Below are 18,995 nucleotides of genomic sequence, written 5' to 3'. Positions count from 1 at the left end.
GTTCTACCTCAGCTTCAGGGTGGCAAGGCCAACCAGCACGAGAATCACGGTGATGATCCAGAAACGGACGATCACACGCGGCTCAGGCCAGCCCTTGAGTTCAAAGTGGTGGTGAATCGGCGCCATGCGGAATACGCGGCGACCGGTCAGCTTGAAGGACGCAACCTGGATGACCACCGACAGGGTTTCCATCACGAACACGCCGCCCATGATGAACAGGACGATCTCCTGCCGCACGATCACGGCGATAGTGCCCAGCGCTGCGCCGAGTGCCAGTGCGCCGACGTCGCCCATGAATACTTGTGCCGGATAGGTGTTGAACCACAGGAAGCCGAGGCCGGCACCGATCAGCGCACCGCAGAACACGATCAGCTCGCCCGCGCCCGGTACGTACGGGATCAACAGGTATTCAGCGAATTTCACGTTACCCGACAGGTAGCAGAAAATGCCCAGACCACCGCCGACCATCACGGTTGGCATGATCGCCAGGCCGTCGAGGCCGTCAGTCAGGTTGACTGCGTTGCTCGAACCGACGATCACAAAGTAAGTCAGCACGATGAAACCGAAGCCCAGCGGAATGCTGTAGTCCTTGAGCATCGGAAGGATCAGGGTGGTTTCCACCGGGGTCGAAGCGGTCATATACAGGAAGATCGCTGCGCCGAGGCCGAACACCGATTGCCAGAAATACTTCCAGCGGCTCGGCAGGCCACGCGAGTTCTTCTCGATGACTTTGCGGTAATCGTCGACCCAACCGATGGCGCCGAACAGCAAGGTCACCAGCAGCACGGTCCACACATAGCGGTTGCTCAGGTCAGCCCAGAGCAGAGTGCTGACGCCGATCGAAGACAGAATCAGCGCGCCGCCCATGGTCGGGGTGCCCGACTTGGACAGGTGCGATTGCGGGCCGTCGTTACGCACCGACTGACCGATCTGACGGTTCTGCAGGGTGCGGATCATCCACGGGCCGTAGCACAGCGACAAAACCAGCGCGGTCAGCACACCGAGGATCCCGCGCAGGGTCAGGTACTGAAAGACCGCGAAGCCTTTGTAGAACTGTTGCAGATACTCCGCTAGCAGCAGCAGCATTAATGTTTCTCCAGACTTGACCCGCACAGAGCCGCAACGATGTTTTCCATCGCTGCACTGCGCGAACCCTTGATCAAAATGGTGGTGTTTGTGTCCTGCTCGACGGCGAGGGCCTGAATCAGTTCGGCTTGTGTGCCGAAGTGCTGCGCCTGCTCACCGAAAGCGTTGACGGCGTGAAGCATGTTTGGCCCGACTGCGTACAGCGCAGATACCTTGCCCCGGGCGTATTCGCCCACGTCGCGGTGCCCCTGCTCCGCCCAGTCGCCCAACTCGCCGATATCTCCGAGCACCAGGACGGTGCGGCCGGAAAAGCCGGCGAGTATATCAACGGCCGCGCACATGGAGGTGGGGTTTGCGTTGTAAGTGTCATCAATTACGCGCATGCCGTTTTTCGCCAGTTGCGCGACGGTGCGACCCTTGACCGGTTGTACCGCGCCAAGCCCGGTGGCAATGCCGAACAGTGACACGCCCAAGGCGTGCGCAGCAGCGGCAGCGGCCAGCGCATTGGCGACGTTATGCGTGCCGAGCAGGTTCAGTTGCACCCGTTCCACACCTTCAGGACTGTGCAGATTGAACGCCGGGCAACCGCGTGCATCGGTGGCCAGATCGCTGGCGTAGAAGTCTGCTTGAGTGTTGCTCAAGGCGAAGGTCAGCACTTTGCGACCCGCGGCGCGGGTCTTCCAGATGCCGAACGCCTTGTCATCAAGATTGAGCACGGCGACGCCATCAGCGGCCAGGCCTTCGATGATTTCGCCTTTGGCTTCGACGATTTTCTCCGGCCCGCCGAACTCGCCGACATGGGCGGTCCCTGCGTTGTTGAGGATCGCCACGTGCGGCTGGGTCAGCCCTACGGTGTAAGCAATTTCGCCCAAGCGCGAAGCGCCCAGTTCGATGACTGCCGCGCTGTGTTCAGCGGCAAGTTCGAGCAAGGTCAGCGGTACGCCGAGGTCGTTATTCAGATTGCCGCGGGTCGCATGCACCGAGCCACGGGTGCGCAGAATACTCGCGAGCATTTCCTTGACCGTGGTTTTGCCGCTGGAACCGGTAACTGCCGCCACTGGCTGAGCAAATGCCGCGCGGTTCAGGGCACCCAACTGGCCGAGGGCCTGACGGGTATCCTTGACCAACAGTTGCGGCAAAGTGCTGTCGGCGACTTCACGCTCAACCAGTGCTGCAACCGCGCCTTTAGCGGCGACGTCATTCAAATAGTCGTGACCGTCGAAGCGCGGGCCGGTCAGGGCGATAAACAGTTGGCCAGGCTTGATCGCCCGGCTGTCGATGCTCACGCCGTCGAAACTTGCATCGTCAGCGATCAGGCGTGCGTCGAGGGCGTTGGTCAGCTCGCTGAGCTTGAGTGCTTTAAGCATGGCTCACCTCCCACGCGGTCAGGGCGTGATCCGCCTCGACCAGATCAGAGAAGGCATGACGCTCGCCGTTGATTTCCTGATAGTCCTCGTGACCTTTACCGGCCAGAACAATCACGTCATCGGCGGTTGCGCCAGCAATCAGTTGTGCAATCGCCTGGCCACGGCCGGCGACAAAGGTGACTTTATCCACAGACGTGAAACCGGCGCGGATGTCATCGAAAATCACTGCCGGATCTTCAGTGCGCGGGTTGTCATCGGTGACCAGCACGCGGTCAGCCAGACGCTCGACCACTTCGGCCATCAGCGGACGCTTGCCGCGATCACGGTCGCCGCCGCAGCCGAACAGGCACAGCAACTGGCCTTTGACGTGCGGGCGCAGCGCGGTCAGCACTTTTTCCAGCGCATCCGGGGTATGCGCGTAATCGACCACCACCAGCGGCTGAGTACCACCGCCGAGACGCTGCATGCGTCCGGCCGGGCCTTCGAGCTTGGGCAGCACTTTGAGAATTTCGTCCAGCGCGTAATCCAGACCGAGCAAAGCGCCGACCGCAGCCAGTACGTTGCTCAGGTTGAAACGGCCAAGCAGCGTGCTGCGCAGGTGATGTTCGCCCTGCGGCGTGACCAGCGTGGCGCGCACGCCGTGGTCATCGAACTGCGCTTCGCGGCAATACAGGTAAGCGCTCTTGTCGAGCAGGCTGTAAGTAATCAGGCGCGACTCGCGTTTTTCGGCAGCCAGTTGCTGGCCGAATTCGTCATCGAGATTGACCACGCGGCACTTCAGGTCATTCCAGGCGAACAGCTTGGCCTTGGCCTCGCCGTAAGCCTGCATGCTGCCGTGGTAATCCAGATGATCACGCGACAGGTTGGTCATCACCGCCACGTCGAATGCCAGCGCAGTAACGCGCCCCTGATCCAGACCGTGGGAGGAAACTTCCATGGCCACAGCTTTGGCGCCGGCCTTTTTCAGGTCGCCGAGGGTCGCTTGCACGGCAATCGGATTCGGCGTGGTGTGCAGGCCGCTTTGCAGCGCGCCGTAAAAACCGGTGCCGAGGGTGCCGACAATCCCGCAATGCTGACCGAGCAGATCCAGCGCCTGCGCGACGAGTTGGGTGACGCTGGTCTTGCCGTTGGTGCCGGTCACGCCGACCAGATTCAGATGATGGCTTGGCTCACCGTAGAAGCGTCCGGCGATGTCCGACAGCTGCGCCGCCAGACCTTTGACCGGAATCAGCGGCACGTCGGTGATTGGCAGCACGGTGGCGCCTTCGACTTCATAAGCCACGGCTGCGGCGCCGCGTTGCAAGGCATCGGCGATGTGCGCACGGCCATCAAATTTGCCGCCGGGCACCGCGAGGAACAAATCACCCGCGCGTACGTTACGGCTGTCCAGCGCCAGTTCACGAATCAGCAGATCGTGGCCGGCGTGGGGAAAAATCTTGTTCAGACTAAGAGACATCAGCCGCGCCCTCCATTGGCTTTCAGCGGAACGACCGGGTTGGCATTGGCCTGTTGTGTGGTCGGCAGGTTGTCCGGGGTGACGTTCATCAGGCGCAGGGTGCCGGACATCACACGGCTGAACACCGGCGCGGAAACCAGACCACCGAAGTAACCGGCCTTGCTCGGTTCATCGATCACTACAACGATTGCATAGCGCGGATCGCTCATCGGACCGAAACCGGCGAACAGCGAACGGTACGAGTTTTCGGCGTAACCCTTGGTGCCGACCGAGGTTTTACGTGCAGTACCGGACTTGCCGGCCACGTGATACGCCGGCACCTGCGCACGGAACACGCCGCGCGGCGCCTCGATCACTTGGGTCAGCATGCCTTGCATGGTTTTCGCCACGGTTTCGGGGAGCACTTGCGTGGTCTGCGGCATTTTGTCGGTTTTGATCAGGGTCAGCGGCGCGAGGCGACCGTTGTTGGCCAGCGCCGAGAAGGCATGCACCAACTGGATCGCGGTCACGGAAATACCGTAGCCGTAAGACAGCGTCGCCGTTTCAGCTTTACGCCACTCGCGGTAGTTCGGCAGGTTTCCCACACGCTCGCCCGGGAAACCGAGACCGGTGTCCTGGCCAAGACCGACTTTCTGCGCGAGACGGAAAATCGTTTCGCCGCCGATATCGAACGCGACCTTACTCATGCCGACGTTACTGGAATTGATCAGAATCCCGGTCAGATCCAGCACCGGGCCTTCCGACTTGGAAACGTCTTTAATAGTGTACTTGCCGATCTGCAAAGTACCCGGATACACCTCAACGGTGTCGCTCGGCTTCCAGCGGCCGGTTTCGATCGCAGCGCTCATCGAGATGGCTTTCATGGTCGAACCTGGTTCGAACACGTCGATCATCGCGCGGTTACGCATCATCGCCGGCTGCAGGTTGCGGCGGTTGTTCGGGTTATAAGTCGGCTGATTGACCATGGCCAGAATCTCGCCGGTCTTCACGTCCATGATCACCAGGCTGCCAGCCTTGGCGCCGTTCTCGATGATCGCGTTACGCAGCTCGCGGTTGGCCAGATATTGCAGACGCAGGTCAATCGACAACGCCAAGGGCTTGCCGGCCTTGGCGTTTTTGGTGACCTGGACATCCTTGATCAGGCGTCCGCGCCGATCCTTGATGACTTGGCGTTTGCCGGGGACACCGGCCAGCCATTCGTCGTAGGCCAGTTCGACCCCTTCGCGACCGTGATCATCAATGTCGGTAAAGCCGACCATGTGCGCGGTGACTTCGCCTGCCGGGTAGAAGCGGCGGAACTCTTCAATGCCATAGACGCCCGGCACTTTCAGATCGAGCACCGACTGGCCCTGCTCGGGGGTCAGCCCGCGCACCAGATAAATGAATTCTTTGTTGGCCTGAGCTTCGAGGCGTTCGGTCAGGGCTTTCGGATCCTGACCCAGCGCGGCAGCCAGTGCTGGCCACTTTTCCTTGGCGGTCTGCATTTCCTTGGCATTGGCCCACAGGGTGGTCACCGGGGTACTCACGGCCAAAGGTTCGCCATTACGGTCGGTGATCAGGCCACGGTGTGCCGGAATCGGAATGTGCCGCAGACTGCGCGCGTCGCCCTGACCTTTGAGGAAGTCACGGTCGACTACTTGCAGGTCGATGATGCGCCAGCAAATTGCAGCCACCATCACGCCGAGCAGCGCGACCATCAACCGGAACCGCCACGGAAAGAGCGCGCCTTCGAGTTTCATCATGGCGCCACCATCTTCACGTCAGCCGCGCCAGGGATGTGCATTTTCAGCTGTTCGCTGGCCAGCACTTCGATCCGGCTGTGGGCGGTCCAGGTGCTCTGCTCGAGAATCAGCCGGCCCCACTCGGCCTGCGCCTTGTCGCGCACGCTGAGTTCGTTGTACAGATTGTTCAGCAACTGGCGGTTCCAGTGCGCGCTGTAAGACACGGCAATCGCCGATACGAGCACGCCGACAAACAGCAGCAGCATGAAGAAGCTGCCGCCCGGCAGGGGCTTGGCGAAAAGCTTGCTCACCGCAACTTCTCCGCCACGCGCATGACGGCGCTACGCGAACGTGGGTTGGCTTTGAGTTCGGCGTCGGAGGCCGTCTGCGCTTTGCCATGGACTTTGATTTTCGGTTCGAACGCTACGTGGCGAACCGGCAGGTTGCGCGGCAGGTTATCGGCTTCGCCTTTCACCAGTTTGCGCATGAACAGTTTGACGATGCGGTCTTCCAGCGAGTGGAAGCTGATCACGACCAGACGACCGCCGATTTCCAGCGCTTCCAGAGCGGCTTCGAGACCGGCCTCCAGATCGCCCAATTCGTTGTTGACGTGAATGCGCAGCCCCTGGAATGCACGGGTGGCCGGGTTCTTGCCCTTTTCCCACGCCGGGTTGGCGACTTTCAACACTTCAGCCAGATCGGCGGTGCGCTCGAACGGCTTGATGTCGCGGCGCTCGGCAACGGCGCGCGCCATGCGACCGGAGAAACGTTCTTCGCCGTATTCCTTGAACACTCGGGCGATTTCTTCGGCTGGCGCAGTGTTGACGAACTCGGCCGCGCTGATGCCGCGCGACGGATCCATGCGCATGTCCAGCGGGCCGTCGTTGAGGAAACTGAAGCCGCGTTCGGCATCATCGAGCTGCGGCGAGGACACGCCGAGGTCGAGCAAAATGCCGCTGACCTTGCCGGCCATGCCGCGTTCGGCGACTTCCGAACCGAGCTCGGCAAAGCTGCGCTGCACAACGACAAAGCGGCCGTCTTCGGCCGCTAGCGTTTGCCCGGTGGCAATCGCTTGTGGATCTTTATCAAATCCAAGAAGCCGACCGTCAGGACCGAGCTTGCTGAGGATCAACCGACTGTGCCCGCCGCGCCCGAACGTACCGTCCAGATAGCATCCATCAGGACGTACGGCGAGAGCCTCGACGGCTTCGTCAAGCAGTACGGTGATGTGGTTAAAGCCGCTATCAATAGTCACAGGATCAAATCACGCAGTTCGTCAGGCATCGCGCCCGGTTGTTGAATAGCAGCCAGGTCAGCGGCAGAAACCGCATTCCAGGCATCCTCGTCCCACAATTGGAACTTGTTCAGTTGGCCCACCAGCATCGCGCGCTTATCGAGCTTGGCGTATTCGCGCAGACGCGGTGGAACCAGAAAACGACCACTGCCATCGAGTTCGAGGTCGACGGCATTACCAATCAGCAAACGTTGCAGGCGACGGTTCTCTTCGCGAAGCGAAGGAAGCGCGCGCAGCTTGGTTTCAATAATTTCCCACTCATCGAGCGGGTAGACACTCAGGCATGGATCAACGGCATCAATGGTCACGATCAATTGGCCGGAACTACGCGAAACGAGCTCGTCACGGTACCGGCTCGGCATAGCGAGACGGCCCTTTGCATCGAGACTGATAGCGTTAGCTCCGCGAAACACGTCAGCGTTTCTCCAATTTTTATCGTTTTGAGCTCAAAAAACCCACTTCATGCCACTTTCCGCCACTTGCGCACACTATAGGAATGCGCCCACCACACCGTCAAGGCGCGCATTAAAGGAAAACCCTTACAGAACGGAGATTTAGCAGCATAAAAGGAGGTGTAACGGGAATCTGACGTCGACTTGAGGGCAATAACTTGATGCAGCACGGAAGGCTGCGCTCGAAAGTTAATGTAATTTGTTAAGAGTAAGATTTTTTCGGTATTACAAACGCGCTTCTGCTGTTGATTGAAGCGCAGTGGGAAATGGCTATTACTGCGGGGTGCCGCTGCCGAACTTTCCGAGCAGGGCTGCTGATAATTAACAGCCCTGTCACTTCAATTTCAAGCAGGGAAAAGAAAAAGGTGGAGAGTCGATCTGTAAGCCGGGTTCTGTCTTGAACAGTCATTCGTCTACGATGGCCATCACTGGACATCTTTAGCAACCTACCCGGTCCCAGCGCGGGCCACGCCTTGGGACCCTATTTGGTCTTGCTCCAAGTGGGGTTTACCTAGCCACGAACTGTTGCCAGACGTGCGGTGCGCTCTTACCGCACCTTTTCACCCTTACCGGCGCCGAAGCGCTTAGGCGGTTATTTTCTGTGGCACTTTCCGTAGGCTCGCGCCTCCCAGGCATTACCTGGCACTTCGCCCTATGGAGCCCGGACTTTCCTCCCCCCCCTAATTTTCATAGAGGGCAGCGACTGTCCGATCGACTCTCCGCCGCAAAGGTTAACGGCAGAGCGGCCGAAGAACAAGCGCTAAAAGCCCCAAGAGCGTTATGGGCGACGGCTTACACGCCTTTTTGCTGATCCAGCGCCACTTGATACAGAACGTTTTTGCGCTCACCGGTGATTTGCGCTGCCAAAGCCGCTGCGCGCTTGAGCGGCATCTCTTCGAGCAGAAGATTGAGCACACGCATCGCCTCGCTGCTGACCGCGTCTTCCGATTCCGGCGCTGTCCAGCCCGCAACCACGACTACGCACTCGCCGCGCTGCTGATTGCTGTCCGATTCGACGAATGCGCGCAACTCAGCCATCGGTAAACCCTTGAGGGTTTCGAAGGTTTTGGTGATTTCCCGAGCAAGCAATGCCGGGCGATCAGGACCGAATACTGTCTCCATGTCCTGCAGACATTCGAGGATGCGGTGCGGCGCTTCGTAGAAAATCAACGTGCGCGGCTCTTCCTTGATCGCTTCCAGACGCGCCTTGCGCCCTACAGCCTTGGCTGGCAAAAAACCTTCAAAGATAAAACGATCCGACGGCAGACCGGCAGCCGACAACGCCGCGATCAACGCACAGGCACCGGGCACCGGCACCACATTGACGCCGGCGGCGCGCGCCTGACGCACCAGGTGATAACCCGGATCGGAAATCAGCGGCGTGCCCGCATCGGAGATCAAGGCTATGTTGTCGCCAGCGAGCAGTCGCGTGATAAACCGGCTGCCTTCATCGCGCTCGTTGTGCTCATGACAAGCCGCCAGCGGCGTGGAAATACCGAAATGCTGCATCAGCCGCTGGGAGTGACGCGTGTCCTCAGCGGCGATCAGCGCCACTTCACGGAGGATTTTCAACGCGCGGGCGCTGATGTCGTCCAGGTTGCCGATGGGCGTCGCCACCACAAATAGCGAGCCCGCAGCGGAATTCAAAGCACCTGGAGCAGTCAAAGCGCACACCTCATGATCGGTAAAAGCGGCCATTGTAGCGTGTCACGCGACTGGCGACGCACTCGGTGCAGACACGGTTTGTAGCACTGTTATGCCGGGCGATTGTGGTTTCACCAGCTAAATTGACTGATTCACGCCAGCAACGTCGCGCCCCGGCCAGTGCTTGGGTACAATTCCACGCTAATTTGATCGAGTATCAGGAACACTTACATGATCGCTTGCCTGCGGCTGTTTACTGCCCTCTGCCTCGCTGCCTTGCTGGCGGCTTGCGCCAGCAATTCTTCTTCCAGCCTTGGCGAACTTCCACGGACCCCGGATGCCAGCATCGAGCAACTGCTCGAGCAGGCCGCTCAAAGCAAAACCCCGGAAAAAGCTGCGTTGCTGCGCCTGAGCGCCGCTGACCTGGCCTATCGTCAGGGCAACGCCGGCCAGTCCGCGCAGATCCTGCAACAAGTGCCAATGGAGCAACTCAAGCCCGGCCAGCAGGTCTTCGCTGCCACCTTGTCTGCTGAGCTGGCGATGACCCGCAACCAGCCGAAAGCGGCGCTGACGGCTTTGAGCCATCCAAGCCTGCAACGTCTCGGCGAGCTGTCCGAAGAGCAACAAGTGCGCACCGGCACCGTTCACGCCCGCGCCCTTGAAGCAGACGGCCAGACTCTGGCTGCCGCCCGCGAGCGCATCTTCATCGCGCCGATGCTGCAGGGTGAAGCCGCCAGCAAAAACCACGAAGCGATCTGGACCCTGATCGCCTCTCTGCCGACCGAGCAACTGCAACCGACTACCACCGACGACCTCGGCGGCTGGATGAGCCTGGCTCTGGCAGTGAAAACCGCCGGCACTCTGGAACAGCAGCAAGCCGCGATCGACACCTGGCGCGCGCAGAACCCGAAACACCCGGCCGCGATCAACCTGCCGCTGCCGCTGACCAAACTCAAGGAACTGGCGAGCCAGCCACTGAGCAAGATCGCCCTGCTGCTGCCGCAAGACGGCCCGCTCGCTGCGGTCGGCAAAGCGTTGCGCGAAGGCTTCATGGCTGCTCACTATCAAGCGCAACAGGCCGGTCAAAACCCGCCAGCCATCCAGTTCTATGACAGCTCGAAACTGAGCAACCTCGACGAGTTCTATCGCAAGGCTCAGGCCGATGGCGTGCAACTGGTTGTCGGCCCGCTGGAAAAACCACTGGTCAAACAACTGAGCACTCGTCCGCAACTGCCGATCACCACCCTCGCGCTGAACTACAGCGAAGGCGAACAAGGTCCGGCGCAGTTGTTCCAGTTCGGTCTGGCCGCTGAAGACGAAGCTCGTGAAGTATCCCGCCGCGCCCGCGCCGACGGCCTGCATCGCGCCGCAATCATGGTGCCGAAAGGCGAATGGGGCGACCGCGTGTTGCGTGCGTTCAGCCAGGACTGGCAAGCCAACGGCGGCAGCATCGTCGCCACCGAGCGCGTCGATCAGCCGGTACAACTGGCCCAGCAGATCGCTGACATGTTCCAGCTGCGTCAGAGCGAAGGTCGCGCCAAGAGCCTGCAGAATGCTGCTGGCACCAACGTAGCCGCACAGCCCTCGCGCCGCCAGGACATCGAGTTCATCTTCCTCGCCGCCACCCCGCAACAGGCGCAGCAGATCAAGCCGACCCTGAACTTCCAGTACGCTGGTGACGTTCCGGTTTACGCGACTTCGCACGTGTTCAGCGCCAGCGGTGACGTCAACCAGTACAACGACATGAACGGCGTGCGCTTCTGCGAAACGCCTTGGTTGCTGGATGCCAACGATCCGTTGCGCAAACAAGTGGCCGCGCAATGGCCGCAAGCCTCAGGCAGCCTCGGTCGTCTGTACGCGATGGGTGTTGATGCCTATCGTCTGGCGCCGCGCCTCGGTCAACTCAAGGCCTTGCCGGACAGCCGTATCGAAGGTCAATCGGGCAGCCTCGGCATGACCCAGACCCAGCGCGTGGTTCGCCAGTTGCCATGGGCGCAGTTCGTCAGCGGTCAGATTCAGCGCCTGCCGGACACCCCGCGCTGATGCCCGACGCGGCACACCTGCAAAGCGGCAAGGATGCCGAGCGCCTAGCGCTCGAGCATCTGCAACAGCACGGTCTGCGCCTGTTGGCGCAGAACTGGTTATGCAAACGCGGCGAGCTTGATCTGGTCATGCTTGATGGCGATACAGTAGTATTCGTCGAAGTCCGTTACCGAAAGAACACTCAATGGGGTGGCGCGCTCGACAGCATCGATGGGCGCAAGCGGCAGAAAGTGATTTTCGCCGCGCAGTTTTTTCTTCAGCGTGAGTCGCGCTGGGCCAATTCCCCCTGCCGTTTCGACGTGGTGGCCATCGACAGCCATCATGATCAGCTGAACTGGTTGCAGAATGCGTTCGACAGTTGAGCGCCTGCGCCGACCCGGACATTTTCACCCCACAATTTTGCTCTTTGCTTTGCGGGCTGCACATTCACGTGCCGGACAGCCGCGCTAATTAAGGTCACACAGATGGACATGCAATCCCGAATTCGCCAGCTTTTTCAGGCCAGTATCGACACCAAGCAACAGGCGATGGACGTACTTGCACCGCACATCGAGCAAGCCAGCCAGGTGATGGTCAACGCGTTGCTCAACGAGGGCAAAATGCTTTCGTGCGGCAACGGCGGCTCAGCCGGCGATGCCCAGCACTTTTCTTCGGAACTGCTCAACCGCTTCGAGCGCGAGCGCCCGAGCCTGCCGGCCATCGCACTGACCACCGATAGCTCGACGATCACCTCGATCGCCAACGACTACAGCTACAACGAAGTGTTCTCCAAGCAGATCCGCGCCCTCGGCCAGCCAGGCGACGTTTTGCTGGCGATTTCGACCAGCGGCAATTCGGCGAACATTATTCAAGCGATCCAGGCCGCACATGATCGCGAAATGATTGTCGTAGCATTGACCGGCCGCGATGGCGGAGGCATGGCATCACTGCTACTGCCCGAGGACGTCGAGATTCGCGTACCGGCCAACGTCACCGCACGTATTCAGGAAGTCCACTTGCTGGCGATCCATTGCCTTTGTGATCTGATCGACAGCCAACTGTTCGGGAGTGAAGAATGACCCCTAATCGCCTAGGCCTACTGGCCCTGACCCTGTGCCTCGGCATCAGCGGCTGCACCTCGGTGGTCAACGCCAGCCGTGAAGCGCCGATTGAAGATGACCGTGGCACGCGCACCTTCGGCAGCAAGATCGATGACTCGCTGATCGAAACCAAAGTCGGCGTCAACATCGCCAAGGCCGATCCGGCACTGGACAACGATTCGCACGTTGTCGTCACCAGCTTCAACGGCGTAGTGCTGCTGGCCGGCCAAACCCCACGCGCAGACCTCAAGGCCAAAGCCGAACAGGCAGCCGCCAGCGTGCAGCGCGTGAAGAAAGTACACAACGAACTGCAAGTCATCGCGCCTTCCGGTTTCGTCGCCCGCCAGAACGATTCGTGGCTGACCACCAAGATCAAAACCCAGATGCTCACCGACGCCAGCATCCCGGGCTCGCGAATCAAGGTCATCACCGAGAACGGCATCGTTTACCTGCTGGGCCTGCTGACCAAACAGGAAGCCGCTCAGGCGACCAACCTGGTGCAAGGCGTGAGCGGCGTACAGAAGATCGTGAAGCTGTTCGAATACATCGACTGATCACGTTTTCTACGCAATAAAAAAGGCGACCCTCTCGGGTCGCCTTTTTTATTACTTCACCACTTTCAGACTTGGCCGGCCGCTAGGTCGCGGCGGCTCGCTGCCCGGTGGTGGAACATCGTCATCCGGTTCGATCTCTTCCTCGTCATCCATCGGCGATTCCAGATCAAACACCATGCCCTGACCATTCTCCCGGGCATAGATACCCAGAATAGCGGCGATAGGCACGTACAGGCTGTGCGGGACACCACCGAAGCGACCTTCGAAGGTCACCACGTCGTTGTCCATGTGCAAATGCCGTACAGCGCTTGGCGAGACGTTCAGGACAATCTGCCCGTCACTGGCGAAACCCTGCGGAACCTGCACCGCCGGGTATTCGGAATTGACCAGCATGTGCGGGGTGCAATCGTTATCCACAATCCACTCGTAGAGCGCGCGGACCAGATATGGTCGACTGGAGTTCATAGCGGCTCCTTAAGCCTTAGCGCATGTCGCGTTCGACACCAGACAGACTCGCCTGGAATGCCTCACGCGCAAACGAGCGCTCCATGTAATCAAGCAACGGCTTGGCTGGCCGTGGCAGTTCAATACCCAGAATCGGCAAACGCCAGAGTATTGGCAATAGGCAGCAATCCACCAGACTTTGTTCCTCACTGAGGAAAAACGGCTTGTCGGCGAACAGCGGCGACACGCCAGTCAGGCTTTCACGCAATTCCTTGCGCGCCACGACGCGCGCGGCTTCCTTGGTGCGTGAATCCAGAATCAGATCCACCAGACCACACCAGTCACGCTGAATACGATGAATCAGCAGACGACTGTTGGCCCGCGCCACCGGATACACCGGCAGCAATGGCGGATGCGGGTAACGCTCATCCAGATATTCCATCACCACGGTCGACTCCCACAACGCCAGGTCACGATCGACCAGCGTGGGCAGACTGCCGTAAGGGTTCACCTCAATCAGTTTAGGCGGCTGACGACCAGCCTCCACGTAAATGATCTCGGCGCTGACACCCTTCTCTGCAAGTACGATGCGCACTCGGTGGGAATAGTGGTCGGCGGGGTCGGAGTAACAGGCCAACCGATTGGTCACGCCCATGGCGATCCTCCTCGCTTGTTGAAATTATCGGAGCCGGAAAAAACGCGCGCGCCCAGAGGGCGTCTCCCGCAACATCTGGCAGACCAGACGTTGCGTTTACAGAGACGCCCTTGGGCGCGCGCGATTAACAGCAATTGCTTGAAGCGTATCAGTGCACGTCTTTCCAGTATTCACGCTTGAGCAGGTAGGCGAACACAAAGAAGAACGCCAGGTACAACAAGACGTAAGTGCCGATGCGCTGATGTTGCAGCTTAACCGGGTTAGCCGAGTAAGCCAGGAAGGTTACCAGATTCTTGACCTTCTCATCGAACTGCTCTTCGTTAAGAGCACCGGACTTCGGCACGATGGTCAACTGATCGCACGCTTCATGAGTCAGCGGCGTACCGGTCAGCGGATCATATTGCTTCTTGCCGTCCTCGACGATCTGCACCTGCTTGCAGCCAACCACCTGACGACCTTGCAGGCCGACCAGCACGTTAGGCATGCCGACGTTCGGGAAGACCTTGTTGTTCACGCCCCAAGGGCGCGCAGGATCTTCGTAGAACGACTTCAGGTAACCGTAGAGCCAATCCGTGCCACGCACGCGAGCCACCAGCGTCAGATCTGGCGGCGCGGCGCCGAACCAGGTCTTGGCATCGGCTGGCTGCATGCCGATGTTCATGTGGTCGCCAATCTTGGCACCGGTGAATACCAGTTTCTCCAGCATCAACTCGTGCGGAACGCCGAGGTCATCGGCTACGCGCTCATAGCGCTGGAATTTGGCGCTGTGACAGCCCATGCAATAGTTGGCAAAAGTACGCGCGCCATCTTGCAGGGCGGCCTTATCGGAGACGTCGATGTCGACTTTTTCCAGTTCCGGACCACCGTGTTCAGCCGCGAACGACAGCGCAGGCAAAGCAGCAAGAATCAGTGCAAAAAATAACTTTTTCATCAGCCAGTCACCCTTTCCGGAACCTTTTTGGTCTTCTCGAGCCTGGTGTAGAACGGCATCAGAATGAAGTAGGCGAAGTACAGGAAGGTGCAGATCTGCGACAGCAACGTACGACCTGGCGTCGGAGCCAGAACCCCCAGAACACCCAGAATCACGAACGAAATGCAGAACACCAGCAGCCAGACTTTGCTCATCCAGCCTTTGTAGCGCATCGACTTGACCGGACTACGGTCGAGCCAAGGCAGGACGAACAGCACCGCAATTGCCGCACCCATGGCAATAACGCCCATGAGCTTGTCAGGGATCGCCCGCAGAATTGCGTAGTACGGCGTGAAGTACCAGACCGGCGCAATGTGCTCCGGTGTCTTGAACGGGTTGGCTGGCTCGAAGTTCGGTTTTTCGAGGAAGTAACCGCCCATTTCCGGGAAGAAGAACACGATGAAGCAGAAGATGAACAGGAACACTACAACGCCGACGATATCTTTCACCGTGTAGTACGGGTGGAAGGCAATGCCGTCCAGCGGGATACCGTTTTCGTCTTTGTGTTTCTTGATGTCGACGCCGTCCGGGTTGTTCGAGCCGACTTCGTGCAGCGCCAGAATGTGCAGCACCACCAGACCGAGAATCACGATCGGCAGCGCCACAACGTGCAAGGCGAAGAAGCGATTCAGGGTGATCCCGGAAATCAGGTAGTCACCACGAATCCACTGGGTCAGGTCGTTGCCGATCACCGGAATCGCGCCGAACAGCGAGATGATCACCTGCGCGCCCCAGTAGGACATCTGGCCCCACGGCAGCAGATAACCCATGAAAGCCTCGGCCATCAACGCCAGGTAGATCAGCATGCCGAACACCCACACCAGCTCACGCGGCTTCTGGTATGAACCGTAGAGCAAGCCACGGAACATGTGCAGATAGACCACGATGAAGAACGCCGAAGCGCCAGTGGAGTGCAGCAGACGCAGGATCGAGCCGTACTCGACGTCGCGCATGATGTATTCGACAGAAGCAAATGCCTCTTCCGCCGAAGGGGTGTAGCTCATCGTCAGCCAGACACCGGTAACGATCTGATTGACCAGAACCAGCAGCGCGAGCGAACCGAAGAAATAGAAGAAGTTGAAGTTTTTCGGAGCGTAATATTTGCTGAGATGGTCTTCCCACATTTTGGTCGCGGGGAAGCGCGCATCAACCCAATCCATGAACTTGCTCATCACGCTTTCTCCGTATCGACGCCAATGACAATGATGTCGTCGGTCTCATAGGAATGCGGGGGTACTGGCAGGTTCAAAGGCGCAGGTTGCGACTTGTAGACGCGGCCAGCCAGATCGTAGTGGGAACCGTGACAAGGGCAGAAATAGCCGCCCACCCAGTCTTTGCCCAGATCCGCGGGTGCCACTTCGGGACGGAAGGTTGGTGAGCAACCCAAGTGGGTGCAGATACCGATCAGCAGGAGGATCTCCGGCTTGATCGAACGCACTTCCGGATCGACATAAGTAGGTTGCGCGGAGTTTTTGGAGGTCGGATCGGAGAGCTGGCCCTCGATCTTTTTCAGATTCCCCAGGATTTCCTCGGTACGGCGGACAATGAACACCGGCTGGCCACGCCATTCAGCAATCATCTGCTGTCCTGGCTCGACTTTGCTGACATTCACTTTCACCGGTGCACCGGCGGCTTTCGCCTTGGCACTGGGAAACCATGACCCCACGAACGGGACCGCAGCCCCCACCGCTCCTGCAGCACCCACCACGGATGTGGCTGCTACCAAGAAGCGACGCCGGCCTGCATTCACGCCGTCATTGCTCATTCAGTCCTCTCCCATCAGCTTTGTGGCCTGTTAAATCAGGCATCTACTAAATATGAATCTATGTACTTATAAAAATTTTGCCGAATGGTAATGAAAAGCCCCAATTCTGACAAGGGAATTACCCGGAGGCTTGGGCCTCAGGCCTTGCAGTATAGGGGGTCTACGAATGAGGCAAGTTGTCACAGCGCAATTGTTTGATAAATCGCAGGCATAAAAAAACGCCCGGATCCGTAAGGATGCCGGGCGTTCTTTTTGAACGTGGAAGCGAATTAACGCTTCGAGTACTGCGGACGCTTACGCGCTTTACGCAGACCAACTTTCTTACGTTCAACTTCACGGGCGTCGCGAGTAACGAAGCCGGCTTTGCGCAGAGCGCCACGCAGGGTTTCGTCGTAGTCCATCAGTGCGCGAGTGATACCGTGGCGGATTGCGCCAGCTTGACCACTTACACCACCACCGAGCACGGTGACGTAGATGTCGAACTTCTCGACAGTCTCAGTCAGTTCCAGCGGCTGACGAACTACCATGCGGGCAGTTTCGCGGCCGAAGAAGTTTTCCAGGGTGCGGTTGTTGATGGAGATGTTACCAGTACCCGGACGCAGGAAAACGCGTGCGGTTGCGGTCTTGCGACGGCCAGTGCCGTAATTTTGAGTCGCCGACATAATGTACTATTCCGTTAAAACTTCAGTTCTTGGGGCTGCTGAGCAGTATGTGGGTGTACAGCGCCCGCATAGACTTTCAGCTTACGGTACATGTCGCGACCCAGTGGGTTTTTAGGCAGCATGCCTTTAACCGCGGTCTCGATCACGCGCTCAGGGGCCTTGGCGATCAGTTTTTCGAAGTTGATCGACTTGATACCGCCCGGGAAACCGGAGTGGGAGTAGTAGATTTTGTCAGTGGTTTTAGCACCGGTAACACGAATCTGCTCAGCATTGATTACGACGATGTAGTCGCCGGTGTCAACGTGAGGAGTGTACTCGACCTTGTGCTTGCCACGCAGACGGCTGGCGATTTCAGTGGCCAGACGACCCAGGGTCTGACCAGCAGCGTCGACGACAAACCAGTCGCGCTGTACTGTTTCCGGTTTAGCAGTAAAAGTTTTCATTCTTTATAGCCTCAGGGGCCGCCCTGTAAATTAGACGGCGGATCTTACTGAATAGTGCGTACTTTGACAAGTCAAAGGCAGCCGGATACAGACGCTTTCGGGGGCTCGGGTCGGCGCGTCCGTTCAACGGCAAGATTCTTCGGCGGCGGCGCATCACTTCCACTGCAGAAAGAGGTCGGCAATTATGCAGATTGCGAAAAATATTTCAACCTGCTTTTATGATTGTTTTGCCCAAGGAGCACCCGATGGACTATCGCCAGCTAGGCCGTACCGACCTGAACGTGAGTGCAATCTGCCTCGGCACCATGACCTGGGGCGAGCAAAACACTGAAGCTGAAGCCTTCGCCCAGATCGAACGAGCCAAGGAAGCCGGGATCAATTTCATCGACACCGCCGAGATGTACCCGGTGCCGCCGAAAGCCGAAACCTATGCCACCACCGAGCGCTACATCGGCAATTACTTCAAGAGTCGCGGCGACCGCGCGGACTGGATTCTGGCGAGCAAGATCGCCGGCCCGGGCAACACCATCGACTACATCCGCGACAAGAATCTGCGCCACAACCGCCAGCACATCACCCAGGCCGTGGACGCCAGCCTCGCGCGCCTGCAGACCGACTACATCGACCTGTATCAACTGCATTGGCCGGAACGCAGCACCAATTTCTTCGGCCAGCTCGGCTACAAGCACCAGACTGAAGCCAACCTGACGCCGCTCGAAGACACTCTCGAAGCGCTCGACGAGCAAGTGCGCGCCGGCAAGATTCGCCATATCGGCCTGTCGAACGAAACACCGTGGGGCACCATGCGGTTTCTTGCGTTGGCCGAAGCCCGTGGCTGGCCGCGCGCGGTGTCGATCCAGAACCCGTACAACCTGCTCAATCGCAGCTTCGAGATAGGTCTGGCGGAAATCGCCATCCGTGAACAGTGCGGTCTGCTCGCCTATTCGCCACTGGCGTTCGGGTTCCTGTCGGGCAAGTACGAGGGTGGCGCACGCCCACCGAAGGGCCGCCTGAGTCTCTACAGCCGCTTCAGCCGTTATTTCAACGCGCAATCGGAAGCGGCGTGCAGCCGTTATGTGGCATTGGCACGCGAACACGATCTGGATCCGGCGCAGATGGCCTTGGCCTTTGTAAATCAGCAGCCGTTCGTCACCAGCAACATCATTGGTGCGACGACGCTGGAACAACTGGATAGCAACATCGCCAGCTATGAGCTGAAACTTTCCGACGAAGTGCTGGCGGGGATTGAGGCGATTCACAAGGATCATCCGAATCCGGCCCCTTGATTTACCGTTAAAACCAATCGCGGGCAAGCCACGCTCCCACAGGTTCAGCGATACCTGTGGGAGCGTGGCTTGCC

Annotated in this window: 20 protein-coding genes and 1 other RNA gene; 5 read left to right on the top strand and 16 right to left on the bottom strand. The window is 59.0% G+C overall.

The genetic code is table 11. The features are described 5' to 3' along the window. Positions 1–3 precede the first annotated feature (3 nt). The 9 genes from mraY to rsmI all read right to left on the bottom strand — a co-directional run bounded on the left by mraY (position 4) and on the right by rsmI (position 9,074). Positions 4–1,086 carry a phospho-N-acetylmuramoyl-pentapeptide-transferase gene (mraY, locus tag ACP7EE_RS10040; RefSeq protein ID WP_420650849.1) on the bottom strand — a complete coding sequence of 361 codons (1,083 nt, stop codon included), beginning with the start codon at positions 1,084–1,086 and terminating at the stop codon, positions 4–6. Continuing rightward, entirely contained in the window at positions 1,086–2,453 is a 1,368-nt protein-coding gene (locus ACP7EE_RS10035) for a UDP-N-acetylmuramoyl-tripeptide--D-alanyl-D-alanine ligase (RefSeq protein ID WP_426234390.1), read from the bottom strand. The genes mraY and ACP7EE_RS10035 overlap by 1 nt, the downstream gene beginning before the upstream one ends. Then, positions 2,446–3,909 carry a UDP-N-acetylmuramoyl-L-alanyl-D-glutamate--2,6-diaminopimelate ligase gene (locus ACP7EE_RS10030; RefSeq protein WP_426234389.1) on the bottom strand — a complete coding sequence of 488 codons (1,464 nt, stop codon included), beginning with the start codon at positions 3,907–3,909 and terminating at the stop codon, positions 2,446–2,448. Before ACP7EE_RS10030 ends, ACP7EE_RS10035 begins: the two co-directional genes overlap by 8 nt. Continuing rightward, the gene (locus ACP7EE_RS10025; protein ID WP_426205814.1) at positions 3,909–5,648 is read right to left on the bottom strand and encodes a peptidoglycan D,D-transpeptidase FtsI family protein; all 1,740 of its coding nucleotides are present in this window, start codon (positions 5,646–5,648) and stop codon (positions 3,909–3,911) included. Before ACP7EE_RS10025 ends, ACP7EE_RS10030 begins: the two co-directional genes overlap by 1 nt. Then, positions 5,648–5,941: a cell division protein FtsL gene (ftsL, locus tag ACP7EE_RS10020; protein WP_420650846.1), complete on the bottom strand. Its 294-nt coding sequence runs from the start codon at positions 5,939–5,941 to the stop codon at positions 5,648–5,650. The genes ACP7EE_RS10025 and ftsL overlap by 1 nt, the downstream gene beginning before the upstream one ends. Next, entirely contained in the window at positions 5,938–6,885 is a 948-nt protein-coding gene (rsmH, locus tag ACP7EE_RS10015) for a 16S rRNA (cytosine(1402)-N(4))-methyltransferase RsmH (protein ID WP_420650845.1), read from the bottom strand. Before rsmH ends, ftsL begins: the two co-directional genes overlap by 4 nt. Beyond that, complete coding sequence (gene mraZ, locus ACP7EE_RS10010; protein ID WP_003178209.1) at positions 6,882–7,337, bottom strand: division/cell wall cluster transcriptional repressor MraZ; 456 nt, start codon at positions 7,335–7,337, stop codon at positions 6,882–6,884. The genes rsmH and mraZ overlap by 4 nt, the downstream gene beginning before the upstream one ends. A 404-nt stretch (positions 7,338–7,741) precedes the next feature. After that, positions 7,742–8,095, bottom strand: an RNA gene (rnpB, locus tag ACP7EE_RS10005) — RNase P RNA component class A. Positions 8,096–8,168: 73 nt separating this feature from the next. Next, positions 8,169–9,074, bottom strand: a complete 906-nt coding sequence (gene rsmI / locus ACP7EE_RS10000) for a 16S rRNA (cytidine(1402)-2'-O)-methyltransferase (protein WP_426205770.1) — start codon at positions 9,072–9,074, stop codon at positions 8,169–8,171. 177 nt (positions 9,075–9,251) lie between these two features. Between rsmI and ACP7EE_RS09995 the strand changes: the two genes are divergently transcribed. From ACP7EE_RS09995 to ACP7EE_RS09980, 4 genes are all read left to right on the top strand, one after another. Beyond that, a complete protein-coding gene (locus ACP7EE_RS09995) occupies positions 9,252–11,063 on the top strand; it encodes a penicillin-binding protein activator (RefSeq protein WP_426205769.1) in 1,812 nt (603 codons plus the stop codon). Then, positions 11,063–11,425 (top strand): YraN family protein, encoded by a 363-nt coding sequence (locus ACP7EE_RS09990; RefSeq protein WP_420650842.1) that lies wholly within the window; start codon positions 11,063–11,065, stop codon positions 11,423–11,425. The genes ACP7EE_RS09995 and ACP7EE_RS09990 overlap by 1 nt, the downstream gene beginning before the upstream one ends. A gap of 102 nt (positions 11,426–11,527) precedes the next feature. Then, complete coding sequence (locus tag ACP7EE_RS09985) at positions 11,528–12,121, top strand: phosphoheptose isomerase (protein ID WP_007928463.1); 594 nt, start codon at positions 11,528–11,530, stop codon at positions 12,119–12,121. After that, on the top strand, positions 12,118–12,696 hold the full coding sequence (locus ACP7EE_RS09980) for a BON domain-containing protein (protein ID WP_420650841.1): 579 nt from the start codon (positions 12,118–12,120) through the stop codon (positions 12,694–12,696). The genes ACP7EE_RS09985 and ACP7EE_RS09980 overlap by 4 nt, the downstream gene beginning before the upstream one ends. A gap of 51 nt (positions 12,697–12,747) precedes the next feature. On the opposite strand, the gene ACP7EE_RS09975 is transcribed toward ACP7EE_RS09980, so the two are convergent. From ACP7EE_RS09975 to rplM, 7 genes are all read right to left on the bottom strand, one after another. Then, complete coding sequence (locus tag ACP7EE_RS09975) at positions 12,748–13,161, bottom strand: ClpXP protease specificity-enhancing factor (RefSeq protein WP_420650840.1); 414 nt, start codon at positions 13,159–13,161, stop codon at positions 12,748–12,750. Between the two features lie 16 nt (positions 13,162–13,177). Further along, the gene (locus ACP7EE_RS09970; RefSeq protein ID WP_007905304.1) at positions 13,178–13,795 is read right to left on the bottom strand and encodes a glutathione S-transferase N-terminal domain-containing protein; all 618 of its coding nucleotides are present in this window, start codon (positions 13,793–13,795) and stop codon (positions 13,178–13,180) included. A gap of 148 nt (positions 13,796–13,943) precedes the next feature. Then, positions 13,944–14,726: a cytochrome c1 gene (locus ACP7EE_RS09965; RefSeq protein ID WP_420650839.1), complete on the bottom strand. Its 783-nt coding sequence runs from the start codon at positions 14,724–14,726 to the stop codon at positions 13,944–13,946. Next, positions 14,726–15,937: a cytochrome b gene (locus ACP7EE_RS09960; protein WP_426234388.1), complete on the bottom strand. Its 1,212-nt coding sequence runs from the start codon at positions 15,935–15,937 to the stop codon at positions 14,726–14,728. Before ACP7EE_RS09960 ends, ACP7EE_RS09965 begins: the two co-directional genes overlap by 1 nt. Next, positions 15,937–16,530: a ubiquinol-cytochrome c reductase iron-sulfur subunit gene (petA, locus tag ACP7EE_RS09955; protein WP_420650837.1), complete on the bottom strand. Its 594-nt coding sequence runs from the start codon at positions 16,528–16,530 to the stop codon at positions 15,937–15,939. The genes ACP7EE_RS09960 and petA overlap by 1 nt, the downstream gene beginning before the upstream one ends. Positions 16,531–16,799: 269 nt before the next feature. Further along, entirely contained in the window at positions 16,800–17,192 is a 393-nt protein-coding gene (gene rpsI / locus ACP7EE_RS09950; RefSeq protein ID WP_420650836.1) for a 30S ribosomal protein S9, read from the bottom strand. Positions 17,193–17,206: 14 nt separating this feature from the next. After that, the gene (gene rplM / locus ACP7EE_RS09945) at positions 17,207–17,635 is read right to left on the bottom strand and encodes a 50S ribosomal protein L13 (RefSeq protein WP_420650835.1); all 429 of its coding nucleotides are present in this window, start codon (positions 17,633–17,635) and stop codon (positions 17,207–17,209) included. Between the two features lie 245 nt (positions 17,636–17,880). Here rplM and ACP7EE_RS09940 point away from each other — a divergent pair, with 245 nt between their 5' ends. After that, complete coding sequence (locus ACP7EE_RS09940) at positions 17,881–18,921, top strand: NADP(H)-dependent aldo-keto reductase (protein ID WP_426205768.1); 1,041 nt, start codon at positions 17,881–17,883, stop codon at positions 18,919–18,921. The last annotated feature ends 74 nt before the right edge of the window (positions 18,922–18,995 follow it).

This window comes from Pseudomonas sp. TWP3-2, assembly GCF_049897765.1.
Taxonomy (GTDB): Bacteria; Pseudomonadota; Gammaproteobacteria; order Pseudomonadales; family Pseudomonadaceae; genus Aquipseudomonas.
Note: the sequence above shows the minus strand (reverse complement) of the source record. Positions and strands in the feature narration are given on the sequence as shown.

Coding starts and splice junctions, on each gene's coding strand:
- mraY (WP_420650849.1), bottom strand. CDS start 1,086: ATGCTGCTGCTGCTAGCGGAGTATCTGCAACAGTTCTACAAAGGCTTC.
- ACP7EE_RS10035 (WP_426234390.1), bottom strand. CDS start 2,453: ATGCTTAAAGCACTCAAGCTCAGCGAGCTGACCAACGCCCTCGACGCA.
- ACP7EE_RS10030 (WP_426234389.1), bottom strand. CDS start 3,909: ATGTCTCTTAGTCTGAACAAGATTTTTCCCCACGCCGGCCACGATCTG.
- ACP7EE_RS10025 (WP_426205814.1), bottom strand. CDS start 5,648: ATGAAACTCGAAGGCGCGCTCTTTCCGTGGCGGTTCCGGTTGATGGTC.
- rsmI (WP_426205770.1), bottom strand. CDS start 9,074: ATGGCCGCTTTTACCGATCATGAGGTGTGCGCTTTGACTGCTCCAGGT.
- ACP7EE_RS09995 (WP_426205769.1), top strand. CDS start 9,252: ATGATCGCTTGCCTGCGGCTGTTTACTGCCCTCTGCCTCGCTGCCTTG.
- ACP7EE_RS09990 (WP_420650842.1), top strand. CDS start 11,063: ATGCCCGACGCGGCACACCTGCAAAGCGGCAAGGATGCCGAGCGCCTA.
- ACP7EE_RS09985 (WP_007928463.1), top strand. CDS start 11,528: ATGGACATGCAATCCCGAATTCGCCAGCTTTTTCAGGCCAGTATCGAC.
- ACP7EE_RS09980 (WP_420650841.1), top strand. CDS start 12,118: ATGACCCCTAATCGCCTAGGCCTACTGGCCCTGACCCTGTGCCTCGGC.
- ACP7EE_RS09975 (WP_420650840.1), bottom strand. CDS start 13,161: ATGAACTCCAGTCGACCATATCTGGTCCGCGCGCTCTACGAGTGGATT.
- ACP7EE_RS09970 (WP_007905304.1), bottom strand. CDS start 13,795: ATGGGCGTGACCAATCGGTTGGCCTGTTACTCCGACCCCGCCGACCAC.
- ACP7EE_RS09965 (WP_420650839.1), bottom strand. CDS start 14,726: ATGAAAAAGTTATTTTTTGCACTGATTCTTGCTGCTTTGCCTGCGCTG.
- ACP7EE_RS09960 (WP_426234388.1), bottom strand. CDS start 15,937: ATGAGCAAGTTCATGGATTGGGTTGATGCGCGCTTCCCCGCGACCAAA.
- petA (WP_420650837.1), bottom strand. CDS start 16,530: ATGAGCAATGACGGCGTGAATGCAGGCCGGCGTCGCTTCTTGGTAGCA.
- rpsI (WP_420650836.1), bottom strand. CDS start 17,192: ATGTCGGCGACTCAAAATTACGGCACTGGCCGTCGCAAGACCGCAACC.
- rplM (WP_420650835.1), bottom strand. CDS start 17,635: ATGAAAACTTTTACTGCTAAACCGGAAACAGTACAGCGCGACTGGTTT.
- ACP7EE_RS09940 (WP_426205768.1), top strand. CDS start 17,881: ATGGACTATCGCCAGCTAGGCCGTACCGACCTGAACGTGAGTGCAATC.